Source organism: Ancylobacter crimeensis, from assembly GCF_023016805.1.
Lineage (GTDB): Bacteria > Pseudomonadota > Alphaproteobacteria > Rhizobiales > Xanthobacteraceae > Ancylobacter > Ancylobacter crimeensis.
In genome coordinates, this window is sequence record NZ_JALKCH010000003.1 from 290043 (window position 1) to 314245 (window position 24203).

Consider the following 24203-nt stretch of genomic DNA (forward strand, 5'->3'; position numbering starts at 1 on the left):
ACGCCATCCCGAAGGCGCTTTCGGGGGAGCATCGTGCGTGCCGCTTGCCGAACCCCACGCGGCTGCGCTCTATAGATGCACCGGACAATGAGGCGGGAGGACCACCCATGAGCGCACAGACCGGCGGCACGCCGAACGCAGCGGCCGAGGTTCCCGGCACCATTCTGGTCGGCGCCGCGGTCGACACGGCCGACAAGGTCATCGCGCTCGAACGGCTGACCCTCAAGCTCGCCAACCGGCACGGCCTTGTGACCGGCGCCACAGGCACCGGAAAGACGGTGACGCTGCAGACTCTCGCGGAAGGCTTCTCGCGCGCCGGCGTCCCGGTCTTCGCCTCCGACATCAAGGGCGACCTCTCCGGCGTCGCCTCCCCCGGCGAGGGGCAGGACTGGATCGTGAAGCGCTACGCCGAGGTCGGCGCGGACTATCAGCCCGACGAGTTCCCGGTGGAGTTCTGGGATCTGTTCGGCGAGCAGGGCCATCCGGTGCGGGCGACCGTGACCGATATGGGTCCGCTGATGCTCGCCCGCATCATGGACCTCAACGACGTGCAGGAAGGCGTGCTGAACGTCGCCTTCCGGGTGGCGGACGAACGGGGTCTGCCTCTGCTCGACCTGAAGGATCTGCGGGCCATGCTCGCCTTCATCGCCGAGCATGCCGCCGAACTGACCAAGACCTATGGCAACGTCTCCTCGGCCACGGTGGGCACCATCCAGCGCCAGCTTCTCGTGCTGGAGAACCAGGGCGCGGACCAGTTCTTCGGCGAGACGGCGCTGGCCATCGCCGACCTGATGCAGGTGGATCGCCGCTCCGGCTACGGCACCATCAACCTGCTCGCCGCTGACAAGCTGATGCAGGCGCCGCGGCTCTATTCCTCCTTCCTGTTGTGGCTGCTCTCGGAACTGTTCGAGGCGCTGCCGGAGGTCGGCGACCCGGAGAAGCCTAGGCTGGTGTTCTTCTTCGACGAGGCCCACCTGCTGTTCGACGAGGCTTCCAAGGCGCTGCTGCAGAAGATCGAGCAGGTGGTGCGGCTGATCCGCTCCAAGGGTGTCGGCGTCTATTTCGTCACGCAGAACCCGCTCGACGTGCCCGATACCGTGCTGGCCCAGCTCGGCAACCGGGTGCAGCACGCGTTGCGCGCTTTCACGCCGCGCGACCAGAAAGCGGTGAAGTCGGCGGCCGACACCTTCCGCCCCAATCCGGCTCTCGACGTCGCCCGCGTCATCACCGAGCTCGGCAAGGGCGAGGCGCTCGTCTCCATGCTGGAGGGCAACGGAACGCCCGCCATGGTGGAACGCACCCTCATATTGCCGCCTACGGCGAAGGTCGGCCCGGTGGCGCCGGAGCTGCGCGCCGCCTCCATCGACCGCAGCCCGCTCAAGGCGAAATATGCCCAGGTCGTGGACCGCGAGTCCGCCTATGAGATGCTGGCGAAGAAGGTGGAGGACACCGCGCCTGCCCAAGCACCCCAGACCAAGCCTGTGGAGGCCGACGCCGGCGGCGGTGGCGGCTGGCTCGACGGCGTGCTCGGCGGCGTCTTCAAGCGCGGCCCGCGCGGCGGCATGAGCGTCGGCGAACAGGTCGCCCGCCAGGTGACGCGCCAGGTCACCAGCCAGGTGACGCGCGCGATCCTGCGCAACGTGCTCGGCGGCCGCAGCCGCGGCTGAACCCTCATCCGCAGCGGCGCCCCCGCTGCCTTCGTTTGAATCAGGACCCTTCCGATGGCCGACACAAAAGCCGATCTCGATCGCGTGCTCGCGACCGTGGATGCCGATCTCGATGCGAGCCTCGAACGGCTGTTCGCCCTGCTCGCCATCCCCTCCATCTCCACCGATCCGGCCTACAAGGCGGAATGCCGCCGCGCCGGCCAATGGCTGGTGGAGGATCTGGAAGGGCTCGGCTTCACTGCCAAGCTCAACGAAACACCCGGCCACCCCGTCGTCACCGCCCGCAGCGAAGGCGGGGCCCCGCGCCGCGTGATGTTCTACGGCCATTACGACGTGCAGCCGGTCGATCCGCTGGAGCTGTGGAACACCCCGCCCTTCGAGGCGCAGCTCGTGACCGCCGAGGATGGCCGCAAGCGGATCGTTGCCCGCGGCTCGGCGGACGACAAGGGGCAGATCATGACCTTCATCGAGGCCTGCCGCGCCTGGAAGAAGGTCGCCGGCGCGCTGCCCGTGGAGGTCACGCTGATGCTGGAGGGCGAGGAGGAGAGCGGCTCGCTGAACCTGCCGCCCTTCGTCGCCGCCAACAGGGAGGCGCTCGCCGCCGACCTCGCCCTCGTCTGCGACACCGGCATGTGGGATCGCGAGACACCGGCCATTACCGTCTCGCTGCGCGGGTTGATGCATGAGGAAATCGTGGTCCATTGTGCCGACCGCGACCTGCATTCCGGCTATTACGGCGGCGCGGCGCAGAACCCGCTGCATGTCATCGCCAAGATCATCGCCGACGTGCATGACGCCGACGGTCGCGTCACCATTCCCGGCTTCTATGACAATGTCCGCGAGACGCCGGACGAGGTGAAGCAGCAATGGGCCGGCCTCGGCATGACGGCCGAGAACTTCCTCGGCCCCATCGGCCTCTCCGTTCCCTCGGGCGAGAAGGACCGCATGTTGATCGAGCTGGTGTCCTCGCGCCCGACCTTCGAGGTCAACGGCATGTGGGGCGGCTACACCGGCGCTGGCTCCAAGACCGTGATCCCCTCCATCGCCACCGCCAAGATCTCCTGCCGCCTCGTGGCGGACCAGGACCCGCTGCATGTGCGCGACGTGGTGCGCGCCTTCATCAAGGCCCGCATCCCTGCCGATTGCCGGGTCGAGTTCCGGGGCGGCGAGGGCTCGCGCGCGGTCGCGGTGTCCCATGACAGCCCGGACCTCGGCAAGGCGGCGCAGGCTCTGGCGGATGAGTGGGGCAAGGCGCCCTTTACCATCGGCGCGGGCGGCTCGATCCCGATCGTCGGCCATTTCAAGAAGCAGCTCGGTCAGGATAGCCTGCTGGTCGGCTTCTCGCTCGACGACGACCGCATCCATTCGCCTAACGAGAAATACGACCTCACCTCGTTCCACAAGGGCATCCGCAGCTGGGCCCGCATCCTCCATGCGCTGGCGAACTGAGCCGATGGATTGAACCCGACATGGCCGATTTCACCCAGACCTGGACCTTCTTCGACGGCGCCTGGCACGAGGGCAACCTGCCGATCATGGGCGTGCGCAGCCATGCCGCGTGGCTCGGCACCTCGGTGTTCGACGGCGCCCGCGCCTTCGAGGGGGTGACGCCCGACCTCGACCTCCATTGCGCGCGGGTGAACCGCTCGGCGCTGGCGCTGGGGCTCGATCCGAAAGTGCCGGTCGAGCAGTGGATGGCGCTGACGGCGGAAGGGATGAAGCGCTTCGCTCCCGGCACGGCGCTCTACATCCGGCCGATGTACTGGGCCGAGGCGGGAGGGCCGCACACGGTTGAAGCCGACCCCGCCTCCACCCGCTGGTGCCTGTGCCTCTACGAGGCGCCGCTGCCCCCGCCGAAGGGCTTCTCCATCACCCTCTCGCCCTATCGCCGTCCGACGCCGGAATGCGCCACGACCGAGGCGAAGACCGGCAGCCTCTATCCCAATGGCAGCCGGGCGCTCGTGGAGGCCGCGCGGCGCGGCTTCGACAACGCGGCGATGCGCGACATGCTCGGCAACGTCGTCGAGCTCGCCACCGCCAACCTGTTCCTGGTGAAGGACGGCGTGGTGAAGACCGCCGCGCCGAATGGCTGCTACCTCGCCGGCGTGACGCGCGCCCGCGTGATCGCGCTGCTGCGCGAGGCGGGGGTGAGCGTCGAGGAAACCCTGCTCTCGTGGGAGGATTTCCGCGCGGCGGATGAGGTGTTCTCGACCGGCAACTACTCCAAGGTCAGCCCGGTCACGCGCGTGGAGGAACGTGTCCTTCAGCCCGGGCCGGTGGCGCAGAAGGCGCGCGAGCTCTACTGGGCTTTCGCGCATCGAGGCTGAATGAACCCGCAAGATGCTCCGCCTCGCCGCACGCTGCCTGATGCCGAGGCTCTCGCCGCCGGCATCCGGGCGGGGCAGCGCGGCGCGCTGGCGCGGGCGATCACGCTCGTGGAATCGCGCCGGCCGGATCACCGGCGCGAGGCCGAGCGGCTGATCGGCCTGTTGCTGCCGCAGACCGGCCGCGCCGTACGCGTCGGCATCACCGGCGTGCCGGGGGTGGGCAAGTCCACCACCATCGACGCGCTGGGCCTGCATCTTCTGGAACAGGGTCACCGCGTCGCGGTGCTGGCGGTCGATCCCTCCTCCAGCCGTACCGGCGGCTCGATCCTCGGCGACAAGACCCGCATGGCACGCCTCGCCGCCGATCCGCGCGCCTTCGTGCGCCCCTCCCCCTCCTCCGGCACGCTGGGCGGGGTGGCAGCGCGCACGCGCGAGACGCTGCTGCTCTGCGAGGCCTTCGGCTTCGACGTGGTGCTGGTCGAGACGGTGGGCGTCGGCCAGTCGGAGACGGCGGTGGCGGACATGACCGACACCTTCCTGGTGCTGATGCTACCCGGCGCGGGCGACGAGCTTCAGGGCATCAAGAAGGGCATCATCGAGATCGCCGACCTGATCGCGGTGAACAAGGCCGACGGCGACAATCGTCCGCGGGCGCTGGCGGCCGCCTCCGAATATGCTGGCGCGCTGCATGTGCTGGGGCATGAGGCTGGCGCGTCGATGCGTGTGCTCACCTGCTCCGGACTTACCGGCGAGGGCCTGCCGGAGCTGTGGGCGGCGATCCTGCGCCATCGCGCCGAGAGCGAGGCGAGCGGCGCGCTGACCGAAAAGCGCACGCATCAGCAGGTCAAGTGGATGTGGGCGCTGGTCGAGGAGAGGCTGCGCGCCCGCCTCTCCGGCGACCCCGCTGTCCGGGCTGAGTTGCGGGGCCTGGAGGCCGAGGTCGGCGGCGGCCGCCTGACACCTGCCGCGGCGGCGGAGCGCATCTCCCGATTGATGGGATTGTGAACCCGGAGGCGTGATCGCGGAGGTAACCGCGCTATATCAAAAGACAGGGTCAGGGAACGCAAATACCGCTAACTCTGTTGCCGGGGTGGTTTTACCACCACATCAACAAACCGTTGCGCGAGAAATTCTGCACCGATGTCAGCACCCGAGCGTTCCCTTGAGGGGAGCCGAATCTTCATTCTCGAGGACGAATCCCTCGTTTCCATGATGATCGAGGCGATGGTCGAGGAACTCGGCGCCATCGTCGTGGCCTCGCACACCCAGCTCAAGGCCGCCATGGACTTCGTCGCCTCGAACCATTCCGAGATCGACGTCGCCGTGCTGGACGTCAATCTGGGCGGCACGCGCAGCTATGCCGTGGCCGACGTGCTGCGCAACCATGGCGCGCCCTTCGTGTTTTCCACCGGCTATGATGACGGCTCCATTCCACCCGAATGGCTGGGCTATCCGCGGGTGCGCAAGCCGTTCCAGCTCGACGAGCTGGCCGACGCGCTGAAAACCGCGCTCAACAGCCCGAAAGCCTGAGACGCGGATGGGCCGGCGGCGCGTGCTCGTCACCGGCTTTGGTCCCTTTCCCGGCGCGCCGGTCAATCCCAGCGGCGCTCTGGCGCTTCAGCTCGCCCGTTCGCGCCGGCTCGCGGGGATCGGGCTTGCGGTCGACGCCCTCGTCCTGCCGACACTCTGGGTCCGGGCCGACGCCCTGCCCGCCGAGCTTGCCGCACGCGACCCGGACATCCTGCTCATGATCGGCCTCGCCGGCCGGCGCCGTGCGCTGACGCCCGAACGGTTCGGCCGCAAGGCGAGCCGCGCCTTTCCCGACGCCGCCGGCCGGCGTCCGCAACGCGCCATTCAGACAGGCGCGCCGGCTCTGGTTCCCGCTCCCGCACGGCTCGGCCCGCTGGTGAAAGCGTTGCGCGAGGCCGGACTGCCGGCCCGGCTTTCAGTCGATGCCGGTGGCTATATCTGCAATGCGCTCGCCTGGCGGGGCTACCGCTGGGCACGTGAACGCGAGCGAACCGCCGTTTTCGTGCATATCCCGCGCCCACGGCCGGGCGCGGGGATCGCCGACATGCGGCGTGGGCTCGAGGCCGTGATTCGCGCGCTCATCACTGAGGCGGCGCGACCGTGATCGAGATGCCGCTGAAATAGGCGGCGATGTTGGCGATGTCGTCGTCGCTCAGTTGTTCGGCGATGACGCTCATCATCTCGTTCTTGCGGGCGCCCGAGCGGAAATCCTCCAGCGCCTTCACCAGATAGGGCTCGACCTGACCCGCGAGGTTGGGGGCTTCCGGCAGCTTGGAGAGGCCGTCACTGCCGTGGCAGACGGCGCATTGGGCCGACACCTTGGCCTTGCCGGCGGCGGCATCGCCCGCATGGGCGACGCCCGTCGAGAGGCTGACCGCGAACAGGATGGCGGTGAGCACTGACAGTCGTGACATGGTCTTCATCCCGGCAGAGATCCTCACGGCGGGACGCGCGACCCGCCGTGAGGAGAGGAGTGGACGGCGAACCTCAGTTCTTGCCGTAGGAGATGCGGTAGATCGCGCCGGCGGTGTCGTCGGACACCAGCAGCGAACCGTCATTCAGCACGGCCACCGAGGCCGGGCGCCCCAGATACTCGCCATTCGGCGTCAACCAGCCTTCGGCAAAGACTTCCGTCTTGTCCGCGGTCCCGTCCGGCTTCAGCGAGGTGAACATCACCCGCGCGCCGACCGGCTTGGTCCGGTTCCAGGAGCCGTGCTGCGCCGAGAAGATGCCGCCGCGATATTTTTCCGGGAACTGGGTGGCGTTGTAGAAGGTCATGCCGAGATCGGCGGCATGGGCGGCCATCTCGACCTCTGGCTTCACCGCATCGGCCGGCGGTGTCTGATCCTTGTACTCCACGGTGCGCACCGAGCCGCCGCCATAATAGGGGAAGCCGAAATTCTGCCCCATCTTGGTGGCGCGGTTCAGCTCGCCGGGCGGGATGTCGTCACCCATGCCGTCCACCTGGTTGTCGGTGAACCAGAGGGTCTTGTCCTTCGGATTGAAATCCATGCCCACCGAGTTGCGGATACCCCAGGCATAGACCTCGCGGTTCTTGCCGTCGCGGTCCATGCGGATGATGCCGGCCATGCCGACCTTCCGGAAGAGGTCGAGCTTCTCCGGCGGCGGTACGTTGAAGGGGTTGCCGAGCGTGATGTAGAGCCTGTCGTCCGGCCCGATGCGGCAGACGCGGGCGGTGTGATTGTAGGATTCCTCCGATTTCGGAATGAGGTCGCCCTGCTTCACAAGCTGGAGCGCCACTACATCCGGGCTCTCATAGAAGAATTCGGCGGCCGGGAAGACGAGAACCCGGTTCTGTTCCACCGAATAGAGCACCCCGTCCTTCGAGAAGCACAGCCCATGCGGAATCTTGAGCTGGATCGAGGGCGCAAAGACCTTCACCTCGTCGGCGACGCGGTCCTTGTCGCGATCGGTCACTGCCCAGATCCTGTTCTTGCGGGTGCCGACGAACACCACGCCGGCATTGGGCCCGACCGCCATCTCGCGTGCATCCGGCACGATGGCGTAGAGCGAGATCTTGAAACCATCCGGCAATTTGATGCCGGCGAGCGTCTTGTTGAAGGCGTCGATCTTGGATTGGGCCTGAGGAACCGTTTCCATATCCATCGATGCGCCGGTGGACTGGAAATTGGACAGTTTCTCCAGATTGTCGGTCGAGGGCGACTGCGCGGCCGCAGGAGCGACGTGAAGCGCGGCGGAGACGAGCAGGGTCGACGCCAGCAGCGAAGCTGCCGGCCGCCAGCGGCGCCGTGTATTGGTCATGAAAATTCCTCCTCCCAAGGGGGTCGGGCCTCGGACGGGCCCGTTAGACGCGAGGACGCTAGCACGGCGACCGGGCAGGTTAAGTCAGCCAGCATGACCTATCTGGAAAAAACTTTTGACCACCCCCTAAAATCATTCAAGACGCACGACCAAGACTGGCATGTGCCAGCCGGATACTACATCGACGCAATAATCGGCCCATTTTTATTTTGCACTGCCGAACGACGCGCGGGTTCCGCCATCGCGTCGCAACACTCATGTCCACCCCCGCGCGATTCCTGCTATGGGAGGGAAGCGCGCGCCCGCATGGCGCTCCGCCTGCGGGACCGCCCAGCGTGACGATCTACCTGCCCATCGCCGAATTGCCCGTGGACATCTTCACCGTGCTCGCGCTCGGCATCGCGGTCGGCTTCATCTCCGGCATGTTCGGGGTCGGCGGCGGGTTCCTGATGACGCCGCTGCTCATCTTCCTCGGCGTCGCGCCCGCGGTGGCGGTGGCCAGCGTCTCGACTCACATGGCGGCCTCCTCGCTGTCGGGAACGCTCAGCTATTCGCGCAAGGGGCAGGTCGACTATCAGCTCGGCGGCATGCTGCTCACCGGCGGCCTCACCGGAACATTGGCCGGCGTGCTCACCTTCCGGCTGCTGCGCGCCTATGGCCAGCTCGACCTCTTCATCGCCATTTCCTACATCGCGCTGCTCGGCACCATCGGCACGCTGATGGTCAGCGAGAGCCTGCGCGCGCTGCTGCGACGCTGGCGCGGGCAGCCCCTTGTGGTGCGTCGGCCGGGCGCCCATCCGTGGTTCCTGCGCCTGCCGTTCAAGATGCGGTTCCGCCGCTCGCGGATCTATGTATCGGCGATCCCCGTGGTCGGCATCGGCTTCGCCATCGGCTTCCTCGGCGCGCTGATGGGCATTGGCGGCGGCTTCATCCTGGTGCCGGCGCTCATCTACCTGCTGCGCGTGCCGACCATCACCTCGGTCGGCACCTCGCTGCTGCTGACGCTGTGCACCATGGTCGCGGCCATCCTGATGCATGCGGTGCTGAACCAGACGGTCGACGCCGTGCTCGGCCTCATCCTCATGGTAGGCGGCACCATCGGCGCGCAGTTCGGGGTACGGGCCGGGCAATCGATGAAGGCGGAAAACCTGCGCCTGCTGCTGGGTCTTCTGGTGCTCTCGGTCGGCATCCGCGTCGCCGTCGACCAGGTGGTGCGGCCGACGGAGCTCTACGCCGTCACCATCGACGGGAGCGGCCGGTGACGAGCCGCGCGGTCCTGCTCGCGGCGCTGCTCCTCGCCGTCGCCGTGCTGCCGGCACGGGCGAAAGAGGTGGTGCTGTCGCTCTCGAAGGATCGGGTGACGATCAGCTCCAGCTTTTCCGGCGAGGATGTGGCGCTGTTCGGGGTGATCGGGCGCGGCGACGCCGCGACCCCGGATGCCGCGGAGCCGGCCTATGACGTCATCGTCACCGTGCGCGGGCCGAATCAGAGTTTCACCACCTGGCGCAAGGAGCGCCGGCTGGGGCTCTGGATGAATGTCGACAGCCGCGCCTTCGTCGCCGCGCCCTCCTATCTCGCCGTGCTCAGCAACCGGCCACCGGAGGCGATCGCGGCGCCGGACATATTGCGGCAGGAGCAGGCGGGCTTCGCCCATAATCACTTGCTCCAGCGCGTCGGCACCGACTATGCCGACGTGATCGCCAGCGATCCCTTCCGCCAGGCCTTCCTGCGGGTGAAGAAAGCGGAAGGGCTCTATTTCGAGCGCACGGCCGGCGTCGAGTTCATCGCTCCCTATGTGTTCCGGGCGTCGATACCGATTCCGGGCCGGGCACCGGTCGGCGACTATCAGGTGGTGGCGAAGGTGTTCGCGGACGGCCAGCTCATCTCGCAGCAGAGCGTGCCGCTGCACATCGCCAAGGTCGATTTCGAGCAGGCGGTCGCCACGGCCGCCCGTGAACATGCGGTGCTGTACGGTTTTGTCGCCGCGCTGGGCGCGCTGGCGGTCGGCTGGCTGGCCAGCGTGGTGTTCCGTCGGGACTGAGCCCGCACGGGAAAATGGGCCGGGATGCGCAGGCCGTGCCCGCATCCCGGCCGTTCACCCGATCAGTAGGGTGAGACGCATTGCTGGCGCGGTCCGCCATAGGGCTGGAAGCTGTTGTCCGACGCGCGATAGGACCGATAGGTCTGCGAGCACCAGGCGACATGATTGTTCCACGCCGCGCGGTTCTGGTTGGCGGCGGCGGAGGCCGCCATGCCGCCGAGCAGCAGCCCGCCGATCACGCCGGCCGCCACGGCGGCACCGTCGTCGTGGCGGTAATAGCCCCCGCGATAATAACCGGGACCGCCGCGGGGCGGCGGCGGACGATAGCCGGGCCCGCCGCCCGGACCACCCGGCGGAGGCGGACGATAGCCGGGGCCACCACCCGGACCGCGGGGCGGCGGGCCGCCGGGACCACCCGGGCCGCCGGGCGGTGGCGGCCACTGCACCAGCGTGACCGAGGCCGGCGCGGCTGGAGTTACCGGCATGAAGGGGGCCGCAACCGCCGGCGCGGAGATGCCGGCGATCAGAATGGCGGCGAAAAGCTGTTTCATAGTGCCTCCCACGTATTCCGGGCCGTGGAGCCGGGAACTGTCCTACGCCTTCAATCTAGGACGCTGCGGCAGCTCTTCCACCCCTCAGGATACCGAAAGCGTGGATCGGCCAGCTCGATTTCGTCCCCTTGCAACGCGCGGACGCGGCCTGCGCTCCACCGAGGCATCATCGGCGGCCGGATGGCGGTATCGAGCCCCCAGCCCCCGCCACCCGGCCACCCCCGCGCATCATGCTGCGCGGATGCCATGCCGCGGCGTCTACTGCGCGCCGGCCTTCATATCCTCGGCCTGCTTGAACAGCGCGTCGAAGCGTTTCTTGGCGCCGCCGGGGTTCTTCACCTTCTTGGCCTCATCGAGATTCGGCCAGTCGGTGCCGACCACGATGAGGGCGACCATGCCCATGCCGGCATGGGGCATGCAGCGCACGCCATAGACGCCTGCCTTGTCCACCGTGACGGTGACGTCCTTGCTGAACTCACCCTTCCACGGGGTCGCGCCTTCCGGGATCATGCCCTCGATGCTCTCGGCATTGTGGCTGGGATCGGTGGCGACGAAATGGATGGTATCGCCGGGATTGGCCTTGATGAAGTTCGGCTCGAACACCATGCGACCGCCCGAGGGGGTCTGGTTGAGCATCTTCACCTCGATCTCCGCCGCGCCGGCGGAAGCGGTGAAAGCGAGCGCGAAACACGCGCTGATGGCGAAAAGCCTCGACATGAACGTCCTCCATCGTCTTTGGATCTTGTCCGGAAACAGGCCCGGAACGCACGGGGTCAGCCCATGCAGATGACGAGAGGGTGAGTAACATTTGATCCATAATCGAGGATCAGGAACTTTTGGAAAAAAATGAGCGCCGAATTGACGCATACTGAATTTCTTTAAAAAGAACGATTCCAGATTGTAGACGACACAATGAATGAGCTTGTCATTTTCAACAAATAACGAAGAGAGCGTCATCCATTGCAGGCAAAAGACGAATCCATCGCTCGACGACAGGTGTCTTACGCTTGGTCATATCGGAAAATCCGGACGTCCTCGCCGCTCCAGGCACGCTGCCGCGGCTGTGAGCGGCCGTCGGGGCCGGACCAATCTGCCGCACCCCAGCATGCGACCGTCGAGACGCAAAAAAGGCCGGGTTGCCCCGGCCTTTTTATCTCGGCACATCAGCCCGCCCGGATTTCCGGGCCGGCCGGCGCAGCAATCACGCAGCCTGCAGGTTGCCGGCCGAGGACTTGCCCGAACGGCGGTCCGTCTCGATCTCGTAGGAGATCTTCTGACCGTCATTGAGGCTGGTCATGCCAGCGCGCTCGACAGCAGAGATGTGCACGAACACATCCGGGCCGCCGTTATCCGGCTGAATGAAACCATAGCCCTTCTGGCCGTTGAACCACTTAACAGTACCCGTCGCCATGACGATATCCTTTACGTCGACGTAGAAATGCGGCCGCCCACCTATAGGCGAGCGCTGGTTTGTCATCGATTTGAGAGGAATTTCGCTGGGGCGCGCAAGGCGCGCTGCACAAAGTTCAACGTGCAAGATCGATGGGCGAAACCCTACACACCATGTACCAGAATTGCAAGCCGTCAGCCGAGCAGGAGGCGAAAAGTCGGCCGAACATCGCGCGGCGCGGAGGGAAAGACCCGCCGTTCCTAGACGAATACATTCCCGTCACGCATCAGGCTTTCCTCACCGGCAATGTCCCGTGAGGCCTCGACAAGATGCGGATATATACAGAAAAATTGCGTGGTACAGCTGGGTGGGCTCGAACCACCGACCTCCGGTTCCACAGACCGGCGCTCTAACCAACTGAGCTACAGCTGCATGTGCGATGCGGCGCGGAACCTACTTGCCTCGCCCGCGCTTTGCAAGCGCCCCGTCGCACACTGCCAACAGCAATGCGCGACGGTGGAAAAGCCCTCGCCCGTGCAGCCCCGCTCAGTGCGAGAACAGCACCGGAATGGTGGCCTTGTCGAGCATGTCGCGGGTCACCCCGCCCAGCACGAATTCCCGCAGCCGCGAATGGCCGTAGCCCCCCATCACGATGAGGTCGATCTCGCGGGCGACCGCTTCCTTCAGGATGCAGTCGGCGACGCTCTCACTGCCCTCAGGCGCCAGACGGCGCAGTTCCACATGCTTGTCGTGGCGGGCGAGGTGGCGGGCGAGATCGGCGCCGGGCACTTCGTCCGCCTTGCTGCGCGCCTGCACCACCACCGCCTCGACGAAGCTCGCCTGCGGCAGGAAGGGGCGCGCCTCCGCCACCGCGCGCGCCGCGGTGCGCCCGCCATCCCATGCCACCATAATGCGGCGGGCCGAGAAGGGCTTCTGCTGGTTGCGCGGCACCAGCAGCACCGGGCGGCCCGAATCGAACAGCACGGCCTCGGTCACCACCTCGTCGGAGCCGATCTGGTCGCGATCGGGCTGGCCGACCACGGTAAGGTCGTAGAGCCGGGCCATCACGCCCACCTCTTCCGCCGCACCGCCCAGCGAACCGTCGATCTGCCGGACCTCGCCGGTCAGCCCCATGGACCGGGCCGCCTCGGTGAAGCGCATGACGGCCGCGTCGGCGAGCTTCTGGCTCTCCTGCCGCTGCACGTCGATGAACTCGGTCGAGAAGGCCTCGGTATAGACCGGGGGAATGCTGATCGCGTAGGTGACGGCGACGCCGGTGAGGTGGGCGTCGAGTTCGGCAGCAAGCGAGACGGCGAAATCGGTGGCGACATCGGGTCCTTCGCCCATCTTGAGGTTTACCAGAACGTCACGGATCATCATTGCCATCCTCCCGCTTGCGTCTTGCGCAATCTTTAGGCCGGAAAGGTGAAACCGGCCTTGCGCTCGGTCAAGCGCGACCTTGGCAGCGCTGCCCCGCGCCCCGCCCGCTCGCCCGCGCCCGCGCGCTGGGGTAAGGAGCAGGCACGCAGCGCGCCACCGCAGCCGGAGACCGCCTTGGCCATCCTTCGCCCGCTTCTCGTCACCCTCGTCCTGCTCGGCCTGTGGGAAGCGGCGGTGCGGCTCATCGGCATCCCCGCCTATATCCTGCCGGGACCGCTGCGCATCGGGCGGGCGCTCGTGGACAACCGGGCGATTCTCGCCGCCAACGCCGCGATCACTCTGGGCGAGATGGTGCTCGGCCTGCTGTGCGGGGCCCTGCTCGGCATCGCCTGCGCGCTGATGATGGCCTTCTCCCCGCTGGCGCTGCGGGCGCTGCGCCCGGTTCTGCTGGTGGCGCAGGCGCTGCCCGTCTTCGCCATCGCGCCGCTTCTCGTCATCTGGTTCGGCTTCGGACTCGCCTCGAAGATCGTGATGGCGAGCCTCATCATCTTCTTCCCCGTCGCCTCGGCCTTCCATGACGGGCTGGCGCGGGCCGACCAGGGGCTCGTGGATCTCGCCCGGCTGCACGGCGCCGGGCGGATGGCGCTGCTGCGTCATATCCGCATCCCCGCGGCGCTGCCCGCGCTCGCCTCGGGCCTCAGGGTCGCGACCGCGGCGGCGCCGATCGGCGCGGTCGTCGGCGAATGGGTGGGCTCTTCCGCCGGGCTCGGCTACCTGATGATCTATTCCAATGCGCGGATGCAGACCGACATGGTCTTCGCCGCGCTTGCCATCCTGCTGGCGGTCGCGCTGGTGCTGTTCGCTCTGATCGACCGCCTTCTCACCCGGATGCTGCCCTGGGCGCCGGAAACCGGAAACGCTGGGTGAAGACCGGCACGCATCGTGCTTTGCTTCATCGCGCGGGAGTGGCGCCAAAGATCATCCACGGCCGACCTGTAGGCTTGCCTTTCCGGTGAGGAACCATGACGTCGCGCGAGGTGATCTACGAGGCTCTGGTCGATGTGTTCGAGCGCTCGCCTGTCGCCATCTGCATCGCGACCTGCGAATATGTGTCCCGTTACGTGATGGTGAACCCGGCCTATCTCCAGCTCATCGGCAAGGGCTGGGAGGAGATTGCCGGCCAGCCGCTCGTCCTCGACACGGTCCGCGCGCTCGACGACCCCAATCGTCTGCGCCGGCGGCACATGCTGGAGACGGCCGGCCATTTCCAGCTCGAGGAGGTCGACCTGCTCCACGCCTCCGGCCGGATCGTGCCCACCCTCATCTCGACCCAGCGGCGCGTCATCAATGGCGAACCGGTCGATATCGAGATCATCATCGACAATTCCGAGCGCAAGGCGTTCGAGCGCAGCATCCTGGAAGCCGCCTTCACCGATGTGATGACCGGCCTGCCGAACCGCGCCGCCTTCGACAGCCGGCTCGGCGCCATGACTGCGCCCGAGCGGACCGAGGGCGCCCTTGGCCTCGCCTTCCTCGACCTCAACGGCTTCAAGACCATCAATGACCGCTACGGCCACCGCATGGGCGATGCGCTGCTGCGCGTGGTGGCCGACCGGCTGCGGACCAGCATGCGTTCCGGCGATTTCGTGGCCCGGCTCGGCGGCGATGAATTCGGCGTGCTGTTCGACCTGCCGGCCGAGGCGCCGCCGGCCGACCCGGCCGCGCGCTTCCGCCCGCTCGCGCAGGACATCTGCCGCGACATCCGCATCGAAGGGCATGCACTGCCCATCGGCGCAGCGGTCGGCGTCGCGGTTGCCACGCGCCCGGCCGATGGAGAGAGCCTGCTGCACCTCGCCGACAGCCTGATGTACGCCGCCAAGGCCACGGGCCGGCCGATCGAGGTGTTCGGCCAGCACGTCTCCCTCATGGCCACCGGCCCGCTGCGCTGAGGCGGCCTCTTCCCTGCATTGCCCGCGCCCGCCGGCTCTGCTAGCGTCCGCTCGTCCGAGGGGTGTCTCGCAAGAGGCTGAGATGGCGGTTCCGCCAGACCCTTTGAACCTGATCCGGGTCATGCCGGCGAAGGGACGGAGCAAGGGCGGGGCGCCACATCGGGCAGCCTGTGCCCGAAGATCCCCCATAAGCTCGTGCTCCGGGTCTCCCCAAACAGGAGATCCACATGCTGAAGTCCTTGATGCGCCGAACCTGTGCCGCCGCGCTGGCCGGCACCCTCGCCCTCCCGCTGGTTCTCGCCGCGGTGCCGGCGCAGGCCGCCGAAAAGCTCACCGTGCTGCTCGACTGGTACGTCAACCCCGACCATGCCCCGCTCGTGATCGCCAAGGAGAAGGGCTATTTCGAAGCCGCGGGCCTCGATGTCGACCTCATCGCGCCGGCCGATCCCGCCGCGCCGCCGCGCCTCGTCGCCGCCGGGCAGGCGGAGATCGCGGTCGGCTACCAGCCGAATCTCTATCTCGCGGTGAAGGAGGGCCTGCCGCTGGTGCGGTTCGGGACGCTCGTCTCCACCCCCCTCACCGCCGTCGCGGTGCTGAAGGACGGGCCGATCCGCTCGCTCGCCGACCTCAAGGGCAGGACCGTCGGCTATTCGGTGGCGGGCCTCGAGGACGCGCTGCTCGACGCGATGCTGGCCGATGCCGGGCTGAAGCCGTCCGACGTCACCAAGGTCAACGTCAATTTCGCCCTCTCGCCCTCCCTCATCGCCGGCAAGGTGGACGCGGTGATCGGCGCCTATCGCAATTTCGAGCTCACCCAGATGAAGATCGAGGGCAAGGAGGGCCGTGCCTTCTTCCCGGAGGAGCACGGCGTGCCGGTGTTCGACGAGCTGATCTACCTCACGCGCCGCGATCTCGTCGCCGATCCGCGACTGAAAAAGTTCCTCTCCGCGGTGGAGCAGGCGACCATCTACATCCTCAACCACCCCGACGAGGCGTGGCAGGTGTTCGTGAAGGCCAACCCCAAGCTCGACGACGAGTTGAACCGCACCGCCTGGACCGACACGCTGCGCCGCTTCGCCCATACGCCGGGGGCGCTGGACGCCGAGCGCTACGCCCGGTTCGGCGTGTTCATGAAGGAGCATGGGCTGATCGACACGGTGGAACCGGTTTCGACCTACGCGCCCGCATTGCCGTGAGAGGGCGCGGGATCGGGCGTTGTGATGACGGGCGCTCATGCGCAAGGCGTCATCCCGCCCGGAGACGTAGCCGCAGAGCCGGGATCGAACCGGTGCCCCAAAGGCCGGCCCGTCGCGCCGGCGATCCCGGCCGTCCCTGGTCCCGGCTCCACGCTTCGCTGCGGCCGGGATGCGGACGAAAGGCGGGACCGCGGGAGACGACGGGCGAAATGGCGGCGTCAGGCAGGCACTGCCATAGGATTCCGCATCCTGCCCGGACGACGCCGCCACCTTCTCTTCCGCTGGGTCATCCGTGACCATCAGGACACGGAACCGTCACGCGGCCACCGATCCATGCCCTCTCCGCCTTTGCCTCCTCGCCGCACGGTGCTACCGATGCGCCCGCATTCTTGCGCGCCCGAAGGACACCGCCCGGCATGGGGAACGGCTTCTATCATCTGGTGGCGGTGCTCATGGGCGCCGCGGTCGGCCTCGTCGGCTCCGCCTTTCACGCGAGCGTCGAGGGTCTCTCCGAGGGCTGGCCGGCCTATCTGATGCATCGGCTGGGACTGGAGGGCCCCGCGCTCTACCTTGCCGGCGCCTGCGTCGGGGCGGCGATGGCGGTCGGGGCGCTCTATCTCGTGCGCCGCTTCGCGCCCGAGGCCGCCGGCTCCGGCGTGCCCGAGATCGAGGGCGCGATGGAGGGGCTGCGCATCGTGCGCTGGAAGCGCGTGCTGCCGGTGAAGTTCTTCGGCGGCATCCTCGCTTTGTCCTCCGGCATGGTGTTGGGCCGCGAAGGGCCGACGATCCATCTCGGCGCGTCGGTCGCCAAGGGCTTTTCCGACGCGATGCGCTGGGACGCCGAGGACATGCGCGGCCTGCTCGCCGCCGGCGGCGCGGCTGGCCTTGCGGCGGCGTTCAACGCCCCGCTCGCCGCCATTCTCTTCGTCATCGAGGAGACGCGGCGGCAGTTTCCCTACAGCCCGCGCACCTATATCGCGGTGATCCTGGCCTCGCTCTCCAGCGCGCTGGTTACCGAGTCGATCTCCGGCAATACGCCCTTCATGTTCCTCGCCGTGCCGGAGATGGCGATGACCACCCTGCCCGTCTTCATCGGGCTCGGCCTGCTGCTCGGGGTGGTTGGCGTCGGCTTCAACCGCACGCTCATCTGGTTTCTGGACCATGTGCGCCGGCTCGGGCTGGCCTCGTCCTTCTACATCTTCCCCACATTGGTCGGCCTCGTGGTCGGCGTTCTGGTGTTCGTGCTGCCGGAGGCGACCCGGGGCGGCGAGCTGCTCGCGGTCGAGCTCGCGAAGGAGGGGCGTCCCCTCGGCGTGCTGGCGATGATCGTGCTGCTGCGCTTCGCCATGACCATGGCGAGCTATGCGACCGGCGTGGCCGGCGGCATTTTCGCGCCGATTCTCGCGCTCGCCACCACGCTCGGCCTGCTCTACGGCACCGCGATCGGCCATCTGGTGGCGCTGCCGGACGGCACCCTGCCGGCCCTGGCCATCGCCGGCATGGGCGGGCTGTTCTCCGCCACCATCGGCGCGCCGCTCGTCGGCATGGTGCTGGTGATGGAGCTGACGGGCGCCTATGCGATCCTGGTCCCGGTGATGCTCACCGCGATCTTCGCGCACATGGTGTTCCTCGCGCTCGGCGGCCGGCCGATCTACGAGGTGCTGCTGGAGCGCACCTTCGCCCTGGAGGCGGCGAGCCGGCCAGCCCCTCCGGGTGTGTGAACCGCGCGCGTCGTGCCGTCGATCAGGCGCTTCCACCTGACCGACGGGGATCTGCGCCGCGCCGTCTGCTCCTCATTCCGCCGCGGCGAGCTGGGCCGGGCCGCCGGCGGCTCGGGTGAGCAGAAGCTGGCGGTCGTGGAAGCCGATCAGGCTTGTCCGGTGGCCGACCGAGACGATGGCGGTGTGCGGCAGCCTCTCCCGGATCAGCCGATAGAGCGCCGCCTCGGCCGGCTCGTCCAGCGCCGAGGTCGCCTCGTCGAGCAGCAGCACGTCCGGCTTCATCAGCAAAGCGCGGCCGATCGCGAAGCGCTGGCGCTCGCCGCCCGACATCAGGTTGGACCACAGCGCCGTCTCGTCGAGCCGCCCGGCGAAGGCGCCGAGCCCGACATCGGCGAGGACCTGACGGAGCTGGTCGTCGGTGTGGTCGGCCAGCGGCTCGGGATAGGCCAGCGCCCCGCGCAGCGAGCCGACGGGGAGATAGGGCTTCTGCGGCAGCGACAGCACCTTCGCCCCCGGCGCCACCGAGACCATGCCGCGGCCATAAGGCCAGATGCCGGACATGGCGCGGATCAGGGTCGACTTGCCTGTGCCGGAGGGCCCGGACAGCAGCACCGCCTCGCCGGGCCGCACCTTGACGCCATCGACGCTGACGAGGGTCGAGCCGTCCGGCAGGCGCACCTCGGTGTCGTCGAGCGACAGCGCGGTGCCGTCGCGGGTCTCGCCGCGGCGATAGTCGCTGGACAGCGCCTCGGCCTGCGTCAGGGCGACGGAACGCTCGAAGCCGACCAGACGATCCACCACCGAGCGCCACTCCGCCAGCGTCTGGTAGGCGTTGATGAAGAACGAGAACGACCCCTGCACCCGGCCGAACGCCGAGGCGGTCTGCATGAGCTGGCCGAGCTGGATCGCCCCGCTGAAATAGGCCGGCGCCACCACGATGATGGGGAAGATGTCCGAGATCTGGCCATAGCCGGCGGTGAACCAGGTGAGGCGCTTCTGCGCGATCATCAGGCCCCAGTAATTGTGGACGACCCGGCCGAAACGGTCGAGCAGGCGGGCCTTCTCGACATTCTCACCGTCCATCAGCGCGATTTCCTCGCCGTTCTCGCGCACGCGGACGAGATCGACGCGGTAATCGGCCTCGAATTTCTGCTGGTCGTAGTTCAGCTTGATGAGGACGCGGCCGATGAGGTGGGTCAGCCAGGTGCCGACCGCGGCATAGGCGAAGGCGGCCCACACCAGATAGCCGGGAATCGCGATCTCGTGGCCGGCGACGTGGAAGCGGAAATCGCCCGACAGCCCCCACAGGATGATGGCGAACGAGGCAAGGCTCGTCACCGCGTTCAGGATGCCGAGGAACAGCGTGATGGTGGAGCTGATATAGGAGCGGATGTCCTCGGCGATGCGCTGGTCGGGGTTGTCGGCGGTGTCGCCCTTCAGCCGCATCCGGTAATGGGTGTCGCCCTTCAGCCAGGCGGAGAGATACTTCTCCGTCATCCAGGTGCGCCAGCGGATCTCCAGCCATTGCCTGAGATAGATCTGGTACACCGCGACGACGATGGCCCCGACCACATAGATGCAGAAGATCAGGAGCTGGTGCTGGAAGGCCGGGAAGTCCTTCTGCTGGATCGCGTCGTAGAACGCGTTGTTCCACTTGTTCAGAAGAACCGTGACGCCCACCCACGCGAATTCAAGGCTGACCACGATCGCGAGCAGAAGCAGCCCCGCCCACCGGTCCTCGCCGCGGAAATAGGGAATGGAAAGCCGCCAGACATCGGCGAGGAGTGTCTTGATGGACCGCAAGGAAGTATCTCCGGCAAGGGGCGCCTGATGGCCGACCGTGCGAAGCTTAGCCGATTCAATCGCGGCGCGAGGATGGCCGGCACATTAAGCTTTGGAGAGGTTCGCGGCGCGGCCTCGTCCGGGGGAGGTCTTGACCTTGGGTCATGAAGACGGGTGCAACCAAGAAAAAGGCGCGCCCTTTGCGGGGCGCGCCGGAAGTCGAGACGGTTCAATCGGGACGATATACCGGCGCGGCTGCGCCGGAGGCCCTCAGCGGGTGCTGCGGGCGTCCTGCTCCACCGAACGACGGATGTAGCTGTCGGACACGTCGGCGGCGTTGCGGCCTTCCACCACCACGGGGGCGGCGTTCGGCCCGGCGACGGTGGCGTTGTTGACCGTCTGCTGCCAGGCGGCCCGCTCATGGGGGTCCTGCTTGGCCTGCGCATTGGCGGCGAGGCCGAGGGTGGCGAGAGCGGTCAGCGCGATGAGGGTCTTCTTCATGGGGAGCCTCCGAAGTCTCAGGGGTGACGCCGGTGCCCTCGGTGAGAGGCCGGCGCCGTTTCGTGAGACTGTTCTATATCGCATACGATCTAATCGCATGTCTTTTTATCGTATGGGAGCCATGCGCGCAGGAGGGGCGGTTCGCGCCCATGTGATTTGCTCATCTGATTTGCCCATCCGGTTTGCCGATCCGGTTTGCCGCGCCCCTCGGGGGCATCGGAACGAACCCGCCGCAACGAAAAAGGCGCAGCCCTTGCGAGACTGCGCCCTGTCGCTTTTTTTCCCGCGAAGCCGAACGGCAACGGCCTATCGGGCCGCAGAGCCGGCCCGTGGAGCCGGCCTCACTTCATGGCCGGCTTCTTCGGCTTCACGATGTCGGAGCCCGGATGGGAGCCGCTGAGCGCGGTCGCGCGCCACGCCTTGCGCTGGTCCGGGCTGGGGCCCTTGGCCTGAACGGCCGTGGCGCCCAGGGCGGCAAGGGTAAGGAGGGCAATGAGGGTCGTCTTCATGGGGAAACCCGATTCCGTGCCGGCCGGGACTACCGGGAGGCACCAGCGTTGAGATGACGTTACGTCTTGCACGATCAAATCGCCTGCGGCGTGATCGCGTGCGGATTGCTACCGGCAATCGTTGACGCTCGCGTGACGCCTCTCCCGGATTCGGTGACGAAGCCCGCTTGTTCACCGCTGTGCCGGCCGGGCATATGTCGGCACCCGATCGAGCGCCTCAGATGAAGCGCTTGCGGATGGACTGGCTCACCACGTCCAGCGCGGAGACGGTGAGGATGACGATGATGAGGATGGCCGAGGCCTGCGGGTAGTTGAAGCCGCGGATGGTCTCGTTGAACGTCATGCCGATGCCGCCGCCGCCGACGATGCCGAGCACGGTGGCCGAGCGGACATTGGATTCGAAGCGGTACAGCGCATAGGAGATCCACAGCGGCAGCACCTGCGGCACCACGCCGTAGATCACCTCCTGCAGCGAGGAGCCGCCGGTGCCGCGGATGCCTTCCACCGGCGCCGGGTCGATCGCCTCCACCGCTTCGGAGAACAGCTTGGCGATGACGCCCGTGGTGTGGACGAACAGCGCCAGCACGCCGGCGAACGGGCCGAGGCCCACCGCCGAGATGAAGATGAGCGCGAAGACCAGTTCGTTGATGGCGCGGCAGGCGTCCATCAGCCGGCGCACGGGAAAGGCGATCCAGCGCGGCGCGACGTTTTCCGCGCACAATATGCCGAAGGGAATGCCGGCGATGACGGCGAGCGCCGTGCCCCACACCGCGATGGCCAGCGTCTCCACCATGTTCTGGGCATAGACCTGCCAGTCGGTGAAGTCCGGACGCAGGAACTCGGCGCCGAGGGTGGCCATGTTGCCGGCGTCGCGCCACAGCAGCAGCGGGTTCATCTCCGCCTCGTGCCAGCAGAACACCAGCACGGCGACGACCAGCGCCGCGATGACGAGCCGGACGAGCCGCGTCGCGATCGGGGTGACCGGCGGGGCCGGAAGAGTCGCGGCGGCGGAACGATGGGCGGCGGCGGGATCGGCGGTTTGCGAGGCGAGCATGGATCCTGTCCCTCAGAGGGAAATGTGGGCACGTCATCCCGGCGGCACGTCATCCCGGAAGCGCGAAGGCACGAACCGGCTGGCATGGGGCGCCGCAGGCAGGGACCGATGGCAGCCATGAAACCGGCAGCCACAAAACCGGCAGGAGGCTCCCGCCCCATGCACGCCTGACCGCGAGCGTCCGGAAAAAGACGCACATCCCCGGGGCCGGGCCGGGGATGGCGACATCGGGGCTGGCGGCCCATCGTCACATTGCGGGGGTCTTCTTCGAGGCCTGGTCGAGTTCGGCCAGCTTGTCGTCGATCTCCTTGAGCTGCTTCGCCTTCTCCTCGGTCGAAAGCTTGTCGTTGGTCTCGGTCTTGAGGCGGGTCTTGAACAGCTCGAGCTGGCGGATCGGGTAGAGCTGGGCGTCGGAGGAGGCGAGGAACGGCCCCCAGCCATCGGACGTCTTGGCCAGCACCTCGCGGGCGTGGGCGACCTCTTCCGGCGTACCAAGGCGGCCATAGGTCATGAAGAAGGTGTAGATCTTCGCCTTCAGGTCGGAGGGCAGGTCCTTGCGCCACACGATCGGATCGCCGGGGATCAGCGGCGAGCGCCAGATTTCCTTGATCTTCTTGGCTTCTTCCGGCCGGGTCAGCTCCAGCCGGGTGATGTTCTCATTGTTGTTGGTGGCGAAGTCGACCTGCTTGTTGGCAACCGAGAGCAGGTTGGCCTCATGGTTGCCGGAGATGACGCGCTTGTAGCACTTGGCCGGATCGACCTTGTTCAGCGCGAACACGTAATAGCCGGGCACGAGGAAGCCCGAGGTGGAGTTCGGATCGCCATTGGCGAAGGTCAGGCCCTTCGAGCAGTCGAGCACGTCTTCCAGCTTGTTGATGTCGGTGCGGTCGGCATTGGTGACCAGCAGCGCATAATAGCCGGAGGAGCCGTCGGTCTTGGCGGTCTTCACGAAGACCTCGCCGCCGGCGCGGTCCACCGCTTCCATGGCCGACTTGTTGCCGAACCAGCCGATATCGACCTTCTTGAAGCGCATGCCCTCGATGACGCCGGCATAGTCACCGGCGAAGAAGGCCTTCACCGGGATGCCGATGGACTTTTCCATGTCCTTCAGCAGCGGCTCGAAGTTCTTGGCGAGATTCGCCGAGGACTCGGTCGAGATGAAGCCGAAATTCAGCTCCTTCACCTCGTCGGCGCGGGCCGACAGCGGGGCGATGAAGGCGGCCAGCGCAAGGCCGGCGGCGAAAAGGCGCTTCATGGAGGTAGGCTCCTGTCAGGATGCGGAAACGAGGCCGGCCCGTTCCGTCGCCGCCGGAGTGGCGGACGGCTGGAACTGGCTCGGCAGGATGAGTTCTTCGGCGCTGGCGCCGTAAAGCTCGGTGAGGAAGGACGCGGTGATGCGCGAGGCCGGGCCGTCGAAGACGACGCGGCCGGCATTCATCGCGATCACCCGGTCGAAATAGGCGGTGGCGTAGTCCACCTGGTGCAGCGACACCACCAGCGCGATGCCGTGGTCGCGGCTCATGGTGACCAGCGTGTCCATCACCCGCTTCGCCGATTTGGGGTCGAGCGAGGCGATGGGCTCGTCGGCGAGCACCAGTTTCGCCCCCTGCACCAGCGCGCGGGCGATGGCGACGCGCTGTTGCTGGCCGCCGGAAAGCTGGCGCGCCTTCTTGCCGGCATGGACGGCGATGCCGACCTCGGCGAGCGCTGCCAGGGCGGTGCGGCGCTCATCGGCGTTGAACAGGCCGAGCGTGCCGCGCAGGCGGCCGATGCGCCCGAGCACGCCGACCAGCACATTCGTCATGACCGACAGCCGGCCGACGAGGGCGAATTGCTGGAACACAAGGCCGATATGCCGGCGCGCGCGCCGAACCTCGCCCGCCAGCCTGCCTCCGGCCTGCACCGGCACCCCGAAGGAGCGCACCGCCGCGGGGCCGACGCCGCGATCGGCCAGCGCAAGGCCGGACGCGATGCGGATCAGCGTCGACTTGCCGGAGCCGGAGGCCCCGATCAGCGCCACCCGCTCGCCCGGCGCGATGCTGAGCGAGACATCGTCGACCGCGCGCATGGCGCCGTAGGACTTGGTGACCCGGTCGAGTTCGAGCGCCGCCGCCATGGTTCCTCCACCGGCCTTGAAAAGACCGGCACGGGGTAGCGGAGGCTCATGACGACGGGATGAAGCTTGTATTGCGGGTCTGTGACGAGGGGGGACAAGGGGGCAACGAGGGGGCATCGCCCGCCTGTTCGCGCGGCGGTGCGGCATGGCGGCCGCGCGCCAACCGCCGGCGACGCTTTCCGGCCGCCAGCCGATCGCCCGCTGGA

At 67.5% G+C, this 24203-nt stretch carries 24 protein-coding genes, 1 tRNA gene and 1 riboswitch; of the genes, 12 read left to right on the forward strand and 13 right to left on the reverse strand.

Going from position 1 to position 24203, the window contains the following annotated elements; translation table 11 throughout:
- Positions 1-107: 107 nt before the first annotated feature.
- The 6 genes from MWN34_RS05610 to MWN34_RS05635 all read left to right on the forward strand — a co-directional run bounded on the left by MWN34_RS05610 (position 108) and on the right by MWN34_RS05635 (position 6128).
- Positions 108-1667, forward strand: a complete 1560-nt coding sequence (locus MWN34_RS05610; protein WP_247027412.1) for a helicase HerA-like domain-containing protein — start codon at positions 108-110, stop codon at positions 1665-1667.
- A gap of 54 nt (positions 1668-1721) precedes the next feature.
- Positions 1722-3116, forward strand: coding sequence for a M20/M25/M40 family metallo-hydrolase (locus tag MWN34_RS05615; RefSeq protein WP_247027414.1), 1395 nt, complete (start codon positions 1722-1724; stop codon positions 3114-3116).
- Between the two features lie 20 nt (positions 3117-3136).
- Positions 3137-3994, forward strand: a complete 858-nt coding sequence (locus MWN34_RS05620) for a branched-chain amino acid aminotransferase (RefSeq protein ID WP_247027416.1) — start codon at positions 3137-3139, stop codon at positions 3992-3994.
- On the forward strand, positions 3995-4999 hold the full coding sequence (meaB, locus tag MWN34_RS05625; RefSeq protein ID WP_247027418.1) for a methylmalonyl Co-A mutase-associated GTPase MeaB: 1005 nt from the start codon (positions 3995-3997) through the stop codon (positions 4997-4999).
- Between the two features lie 135 nt (positions 5000-5134).
- Positions 5135-5524, forward strand: a complete 390-nt coding sequence (locus MWN34_RS05630; RefSeq protein ID WP_247027420.1) for a response regulator — start codon at positions 5135-5137, stop codon at positions 5522-5524.
- 7 nt (positions 5525-5531) lie between these two features.
- Positions 5532-6128 (forward strand): pyroglutamyl-peptidase I, encoded by a 597-nt coding sequence (locus MWN34_RS05635; protein ID WP_247027422.1) that lies wholly within the window; start codon positions 5532-5534, stop codon positions 6126-6128.
- Here the strand turns inward: MWN34_RS05635 and MWN34_RS05640 are convergent.
- Complete coding sequence (locus MWN34_RS05640) at positions 6106-6438, reverse strand: c-type cytochrome (protein ID WP_247027423.1); 333 nt, start codon at positions 6436-6438, stop codon at positions 6106-6108. The genes MWN34_RS05635 and MWN34_RS05640 overlap by 23 nt on opposite strands.
- A 73-nt stretch (positions 6439-6511) precedes the next feature.
- Entirely contained in the window at positions 6512-7807 is a 1296-nt protein-coding gene (locus MWN34_RS05645; protein ID WP_247027425.1) for a PQQ-dependent sugar dehydrogenase, read from the reverse strand.
- Positions 7808-8142: 335 nt separating this feature from the next.
- On the opposite strand from MWN34_RS05645, the gene MWN34_RS05650 reads away from it, so the two are divergent.
- Together MWN34_RS05650 and MWN34_RS05655 are read left to right on the forward strand one after the other, a co-directional pair.
- Complete coding sequence (locus MWN34_RS05650; protein WP_247027427.1) at positions 8143-9069, forward strand: sulfite exporter TauE/SafE family protein; 927 nt, start codon at positions 8143-8145, stop codon at positions 9067-9069.
- Positions 9066-9848 carry a TIGR02186 family protein gene (locus MWN34_RS05655; protein WP_247027429.1) on the forward strand — a complete coding sequence of 261 codons (783 nt, stop codon included), beginning with the start codon at positions 9066-9068 and terminating at the stop codon, positions 9846-9848. Before MWN34_RS05650 ends, MWN34_RS05655 begins: the two co-directional genes overlap by 4 nt.
- A 62-nt stretch (positions 9849-9910) precedes the next feature.
- On the opposite strand, the gene MWN34_RS05660 is transcribed toward MWN34_RS05655, so the two are convergent.
- The 5 genes from MWN34_RS05660 to MWN34_RS05680 form a co-directional block, all read right to left on the reverse strand.
- Complete coding sequence (locus MWN34_RS05660; protein ID WP_247027431.1) at positions 9911-10399, reverse strand: BA14K family protein; 489 nt, start codon at positions 10397-10399, stop codon at positions 9911-9913.
- Between the two features lie 258 nt (positions 10400-10657).
- Positions 10658-11116: a pseudoazurin gene (locus tag MWN34_RS05665; protein WP_247027432.1), complete on the reverse strand. Its 459-nt coding sequence runs from the start codon at positions 11114-11116 to the stop codon at positions 10658-10660.
- A 484-nt stretch (positions 11117-11600) separates the two neighbouring features.
- Positions 11601-11810, reverse strand: coding sequence for a cold-shock protein (locus MWN34_RS05670; protein WP_247027434.1), 210 nt, complete (start codon positions 11808-11810; stop codon positions 11601-11603).
- A 334-nt stretch (positions 11811-12144) separates the two neighbouring features.
- Positions 12145-12221: transfer RNA gene (locus MWN34_RS05675), tRNA-His, on the reverse strand.
- Between the two features lie 114 nt (positions 12222-12335).
- Positions 12336-13169, reverse strand: a complete 834-nt coding sequence (locus tag MWN34_RS05680) for a universal stress protein (RefSeq protein WP_247027436.1) — start codon at positions 13167-13169, stop codon at positions 12336-12338.
- A 174-nt stretch (positions 13170-13343) separates the two neighbouring features.
- On the opposite strand from MWN34_RS05680, the gene MWN34_RS05685 reads away from it, so the two are divergent.
- The 4 genes from MWN34_RS05685 (at position 13344) to clcA (ending at position 18035) form a co-directional block, all read left to right on the forward strand.
- Positions 13344-14096, forward strand: coding sequence for an ABC transporter permease (locus MWN34_RS05685; RefSeq protein WP_247027438.1), 753 nt, complete (start codon positions 13344-13346; stop codon positions 14094-14096).
- A 95-nt stretch (positions 14097-14191) separates the two neighbouring features.
- Positions 14192-15118, forward strand: coding sequence for a sensor domain-containing diguanylate cyclase (locus MWN34_RS05690; protein WP_247027440.1), 927 nt, complete (start codon positions 14192-14194; stop codon positions 15116-15118).
- Positions 15119-15166: 48 nt separating this feature from the next.
- Positions 15167-15271, forward strand: a riboswitch (TPP riboswitch).
- A gap of 89 nt (positions 15272-15360) precedes the next feature.
- Positions 15361-16314: an ABC transporter substrate-binding protein gene (locus MWN34_RS05695; RefSeq protein WP_247027640.1), complete on the forward strand. Its 954-nt coding sequence runs from the start codon at positions 15361-15363 to the stop codon at positions 16312-16314.
- A gap of 416 nt (positions 16315-16730) precedes the next feature.
- Complete coding sequence (clcA, locus tag MWN34_RS05700; RefSeq protein WP_247027442.1) at positions 16731-18035, forward strand: H(+)/Cl(-) exchange transporter ClcA; 1305 nt, start codon at positions 16731-16733, stop codon at positions 18033-18035.
- Positions 18036-18107: 72 nt separating this feature from the next.
- Here the strand turns inward: clcA and MWN34_RS05705 are convergent, their stop codons facing one another.
- From MWN34_RS05705 to MWN34_RS05730, 6 genes are all read right to left on the reverse strand, one after another.
- Positions 18108-19838, reverse strand: a complete 1731-nt coding sequence (locus MWN34_RS05705; protein WP_247027444.1) for an ABC transporter ATP-binding protein/permease — start codon at positions 19836-19838, stop codon at positions 18108-18110.
- 249 nt (positions 19839-20087) lie between these two features.
- Entirely contained in the window at positions 20088-20318 is a 231-nt protein-coding gene (locus MWN34_RS05710) for a hypothetical protein (RefSeq protein ID WP_247027446.1), read from the reverse strand.
- Between the two features lie 341 nt (positions 20319-20659).
- Entirely contained in the window at positions 20660-20827 is a 168-nt protein-coding gene (locus MWN34_RS05715; protein ID WP_247027447.1) for a hypothetical protein, read from the reverse strand.
- Between the two features lie 217 nt (positions 20828-21044).
- Positions 21045-21881 carry a phosphonate ABC transporter, permease protein PhnE gene (gene phnE / locus MWN34_RS05720; RefSeq protein ID WP_247027449.1) on the reverse strand — a complete coding sequence of 279 codons (837 nt, stop codon included), beginning with the start codon at positions 21879-21881 and terminating at the stop codon, positions 21045-21047.
- 247 nt (positions 21882-22128) lie between these two features.
- On the reverse strand, positions 22129-23136 hold the full coding sequence (gene phnD / locus MWN34_RS05725) for a phosphonate ABC transporter substrate-binding protein (protein WP_247027451.1): 1008 nt from the start codon (positions 23134-23136) through the stop codon (positions 22129-22131).
- 15 nt (positions 23137-23151) lie between these two features.
- Positions 23152-23997: a phosphonate ABC transporter ATP-binding protein gene (locus MWN34_RS05730; RefSeq protein ID WP_247027453.1), complete on the reverse strand. Its 846-nt coding sequence runs from the start codon at positions 23995-23997 to the stop codon at positions 23152-23154.
- Between the last annotated feature and the right edge of the window lie 206 nt (positions 23998-24203).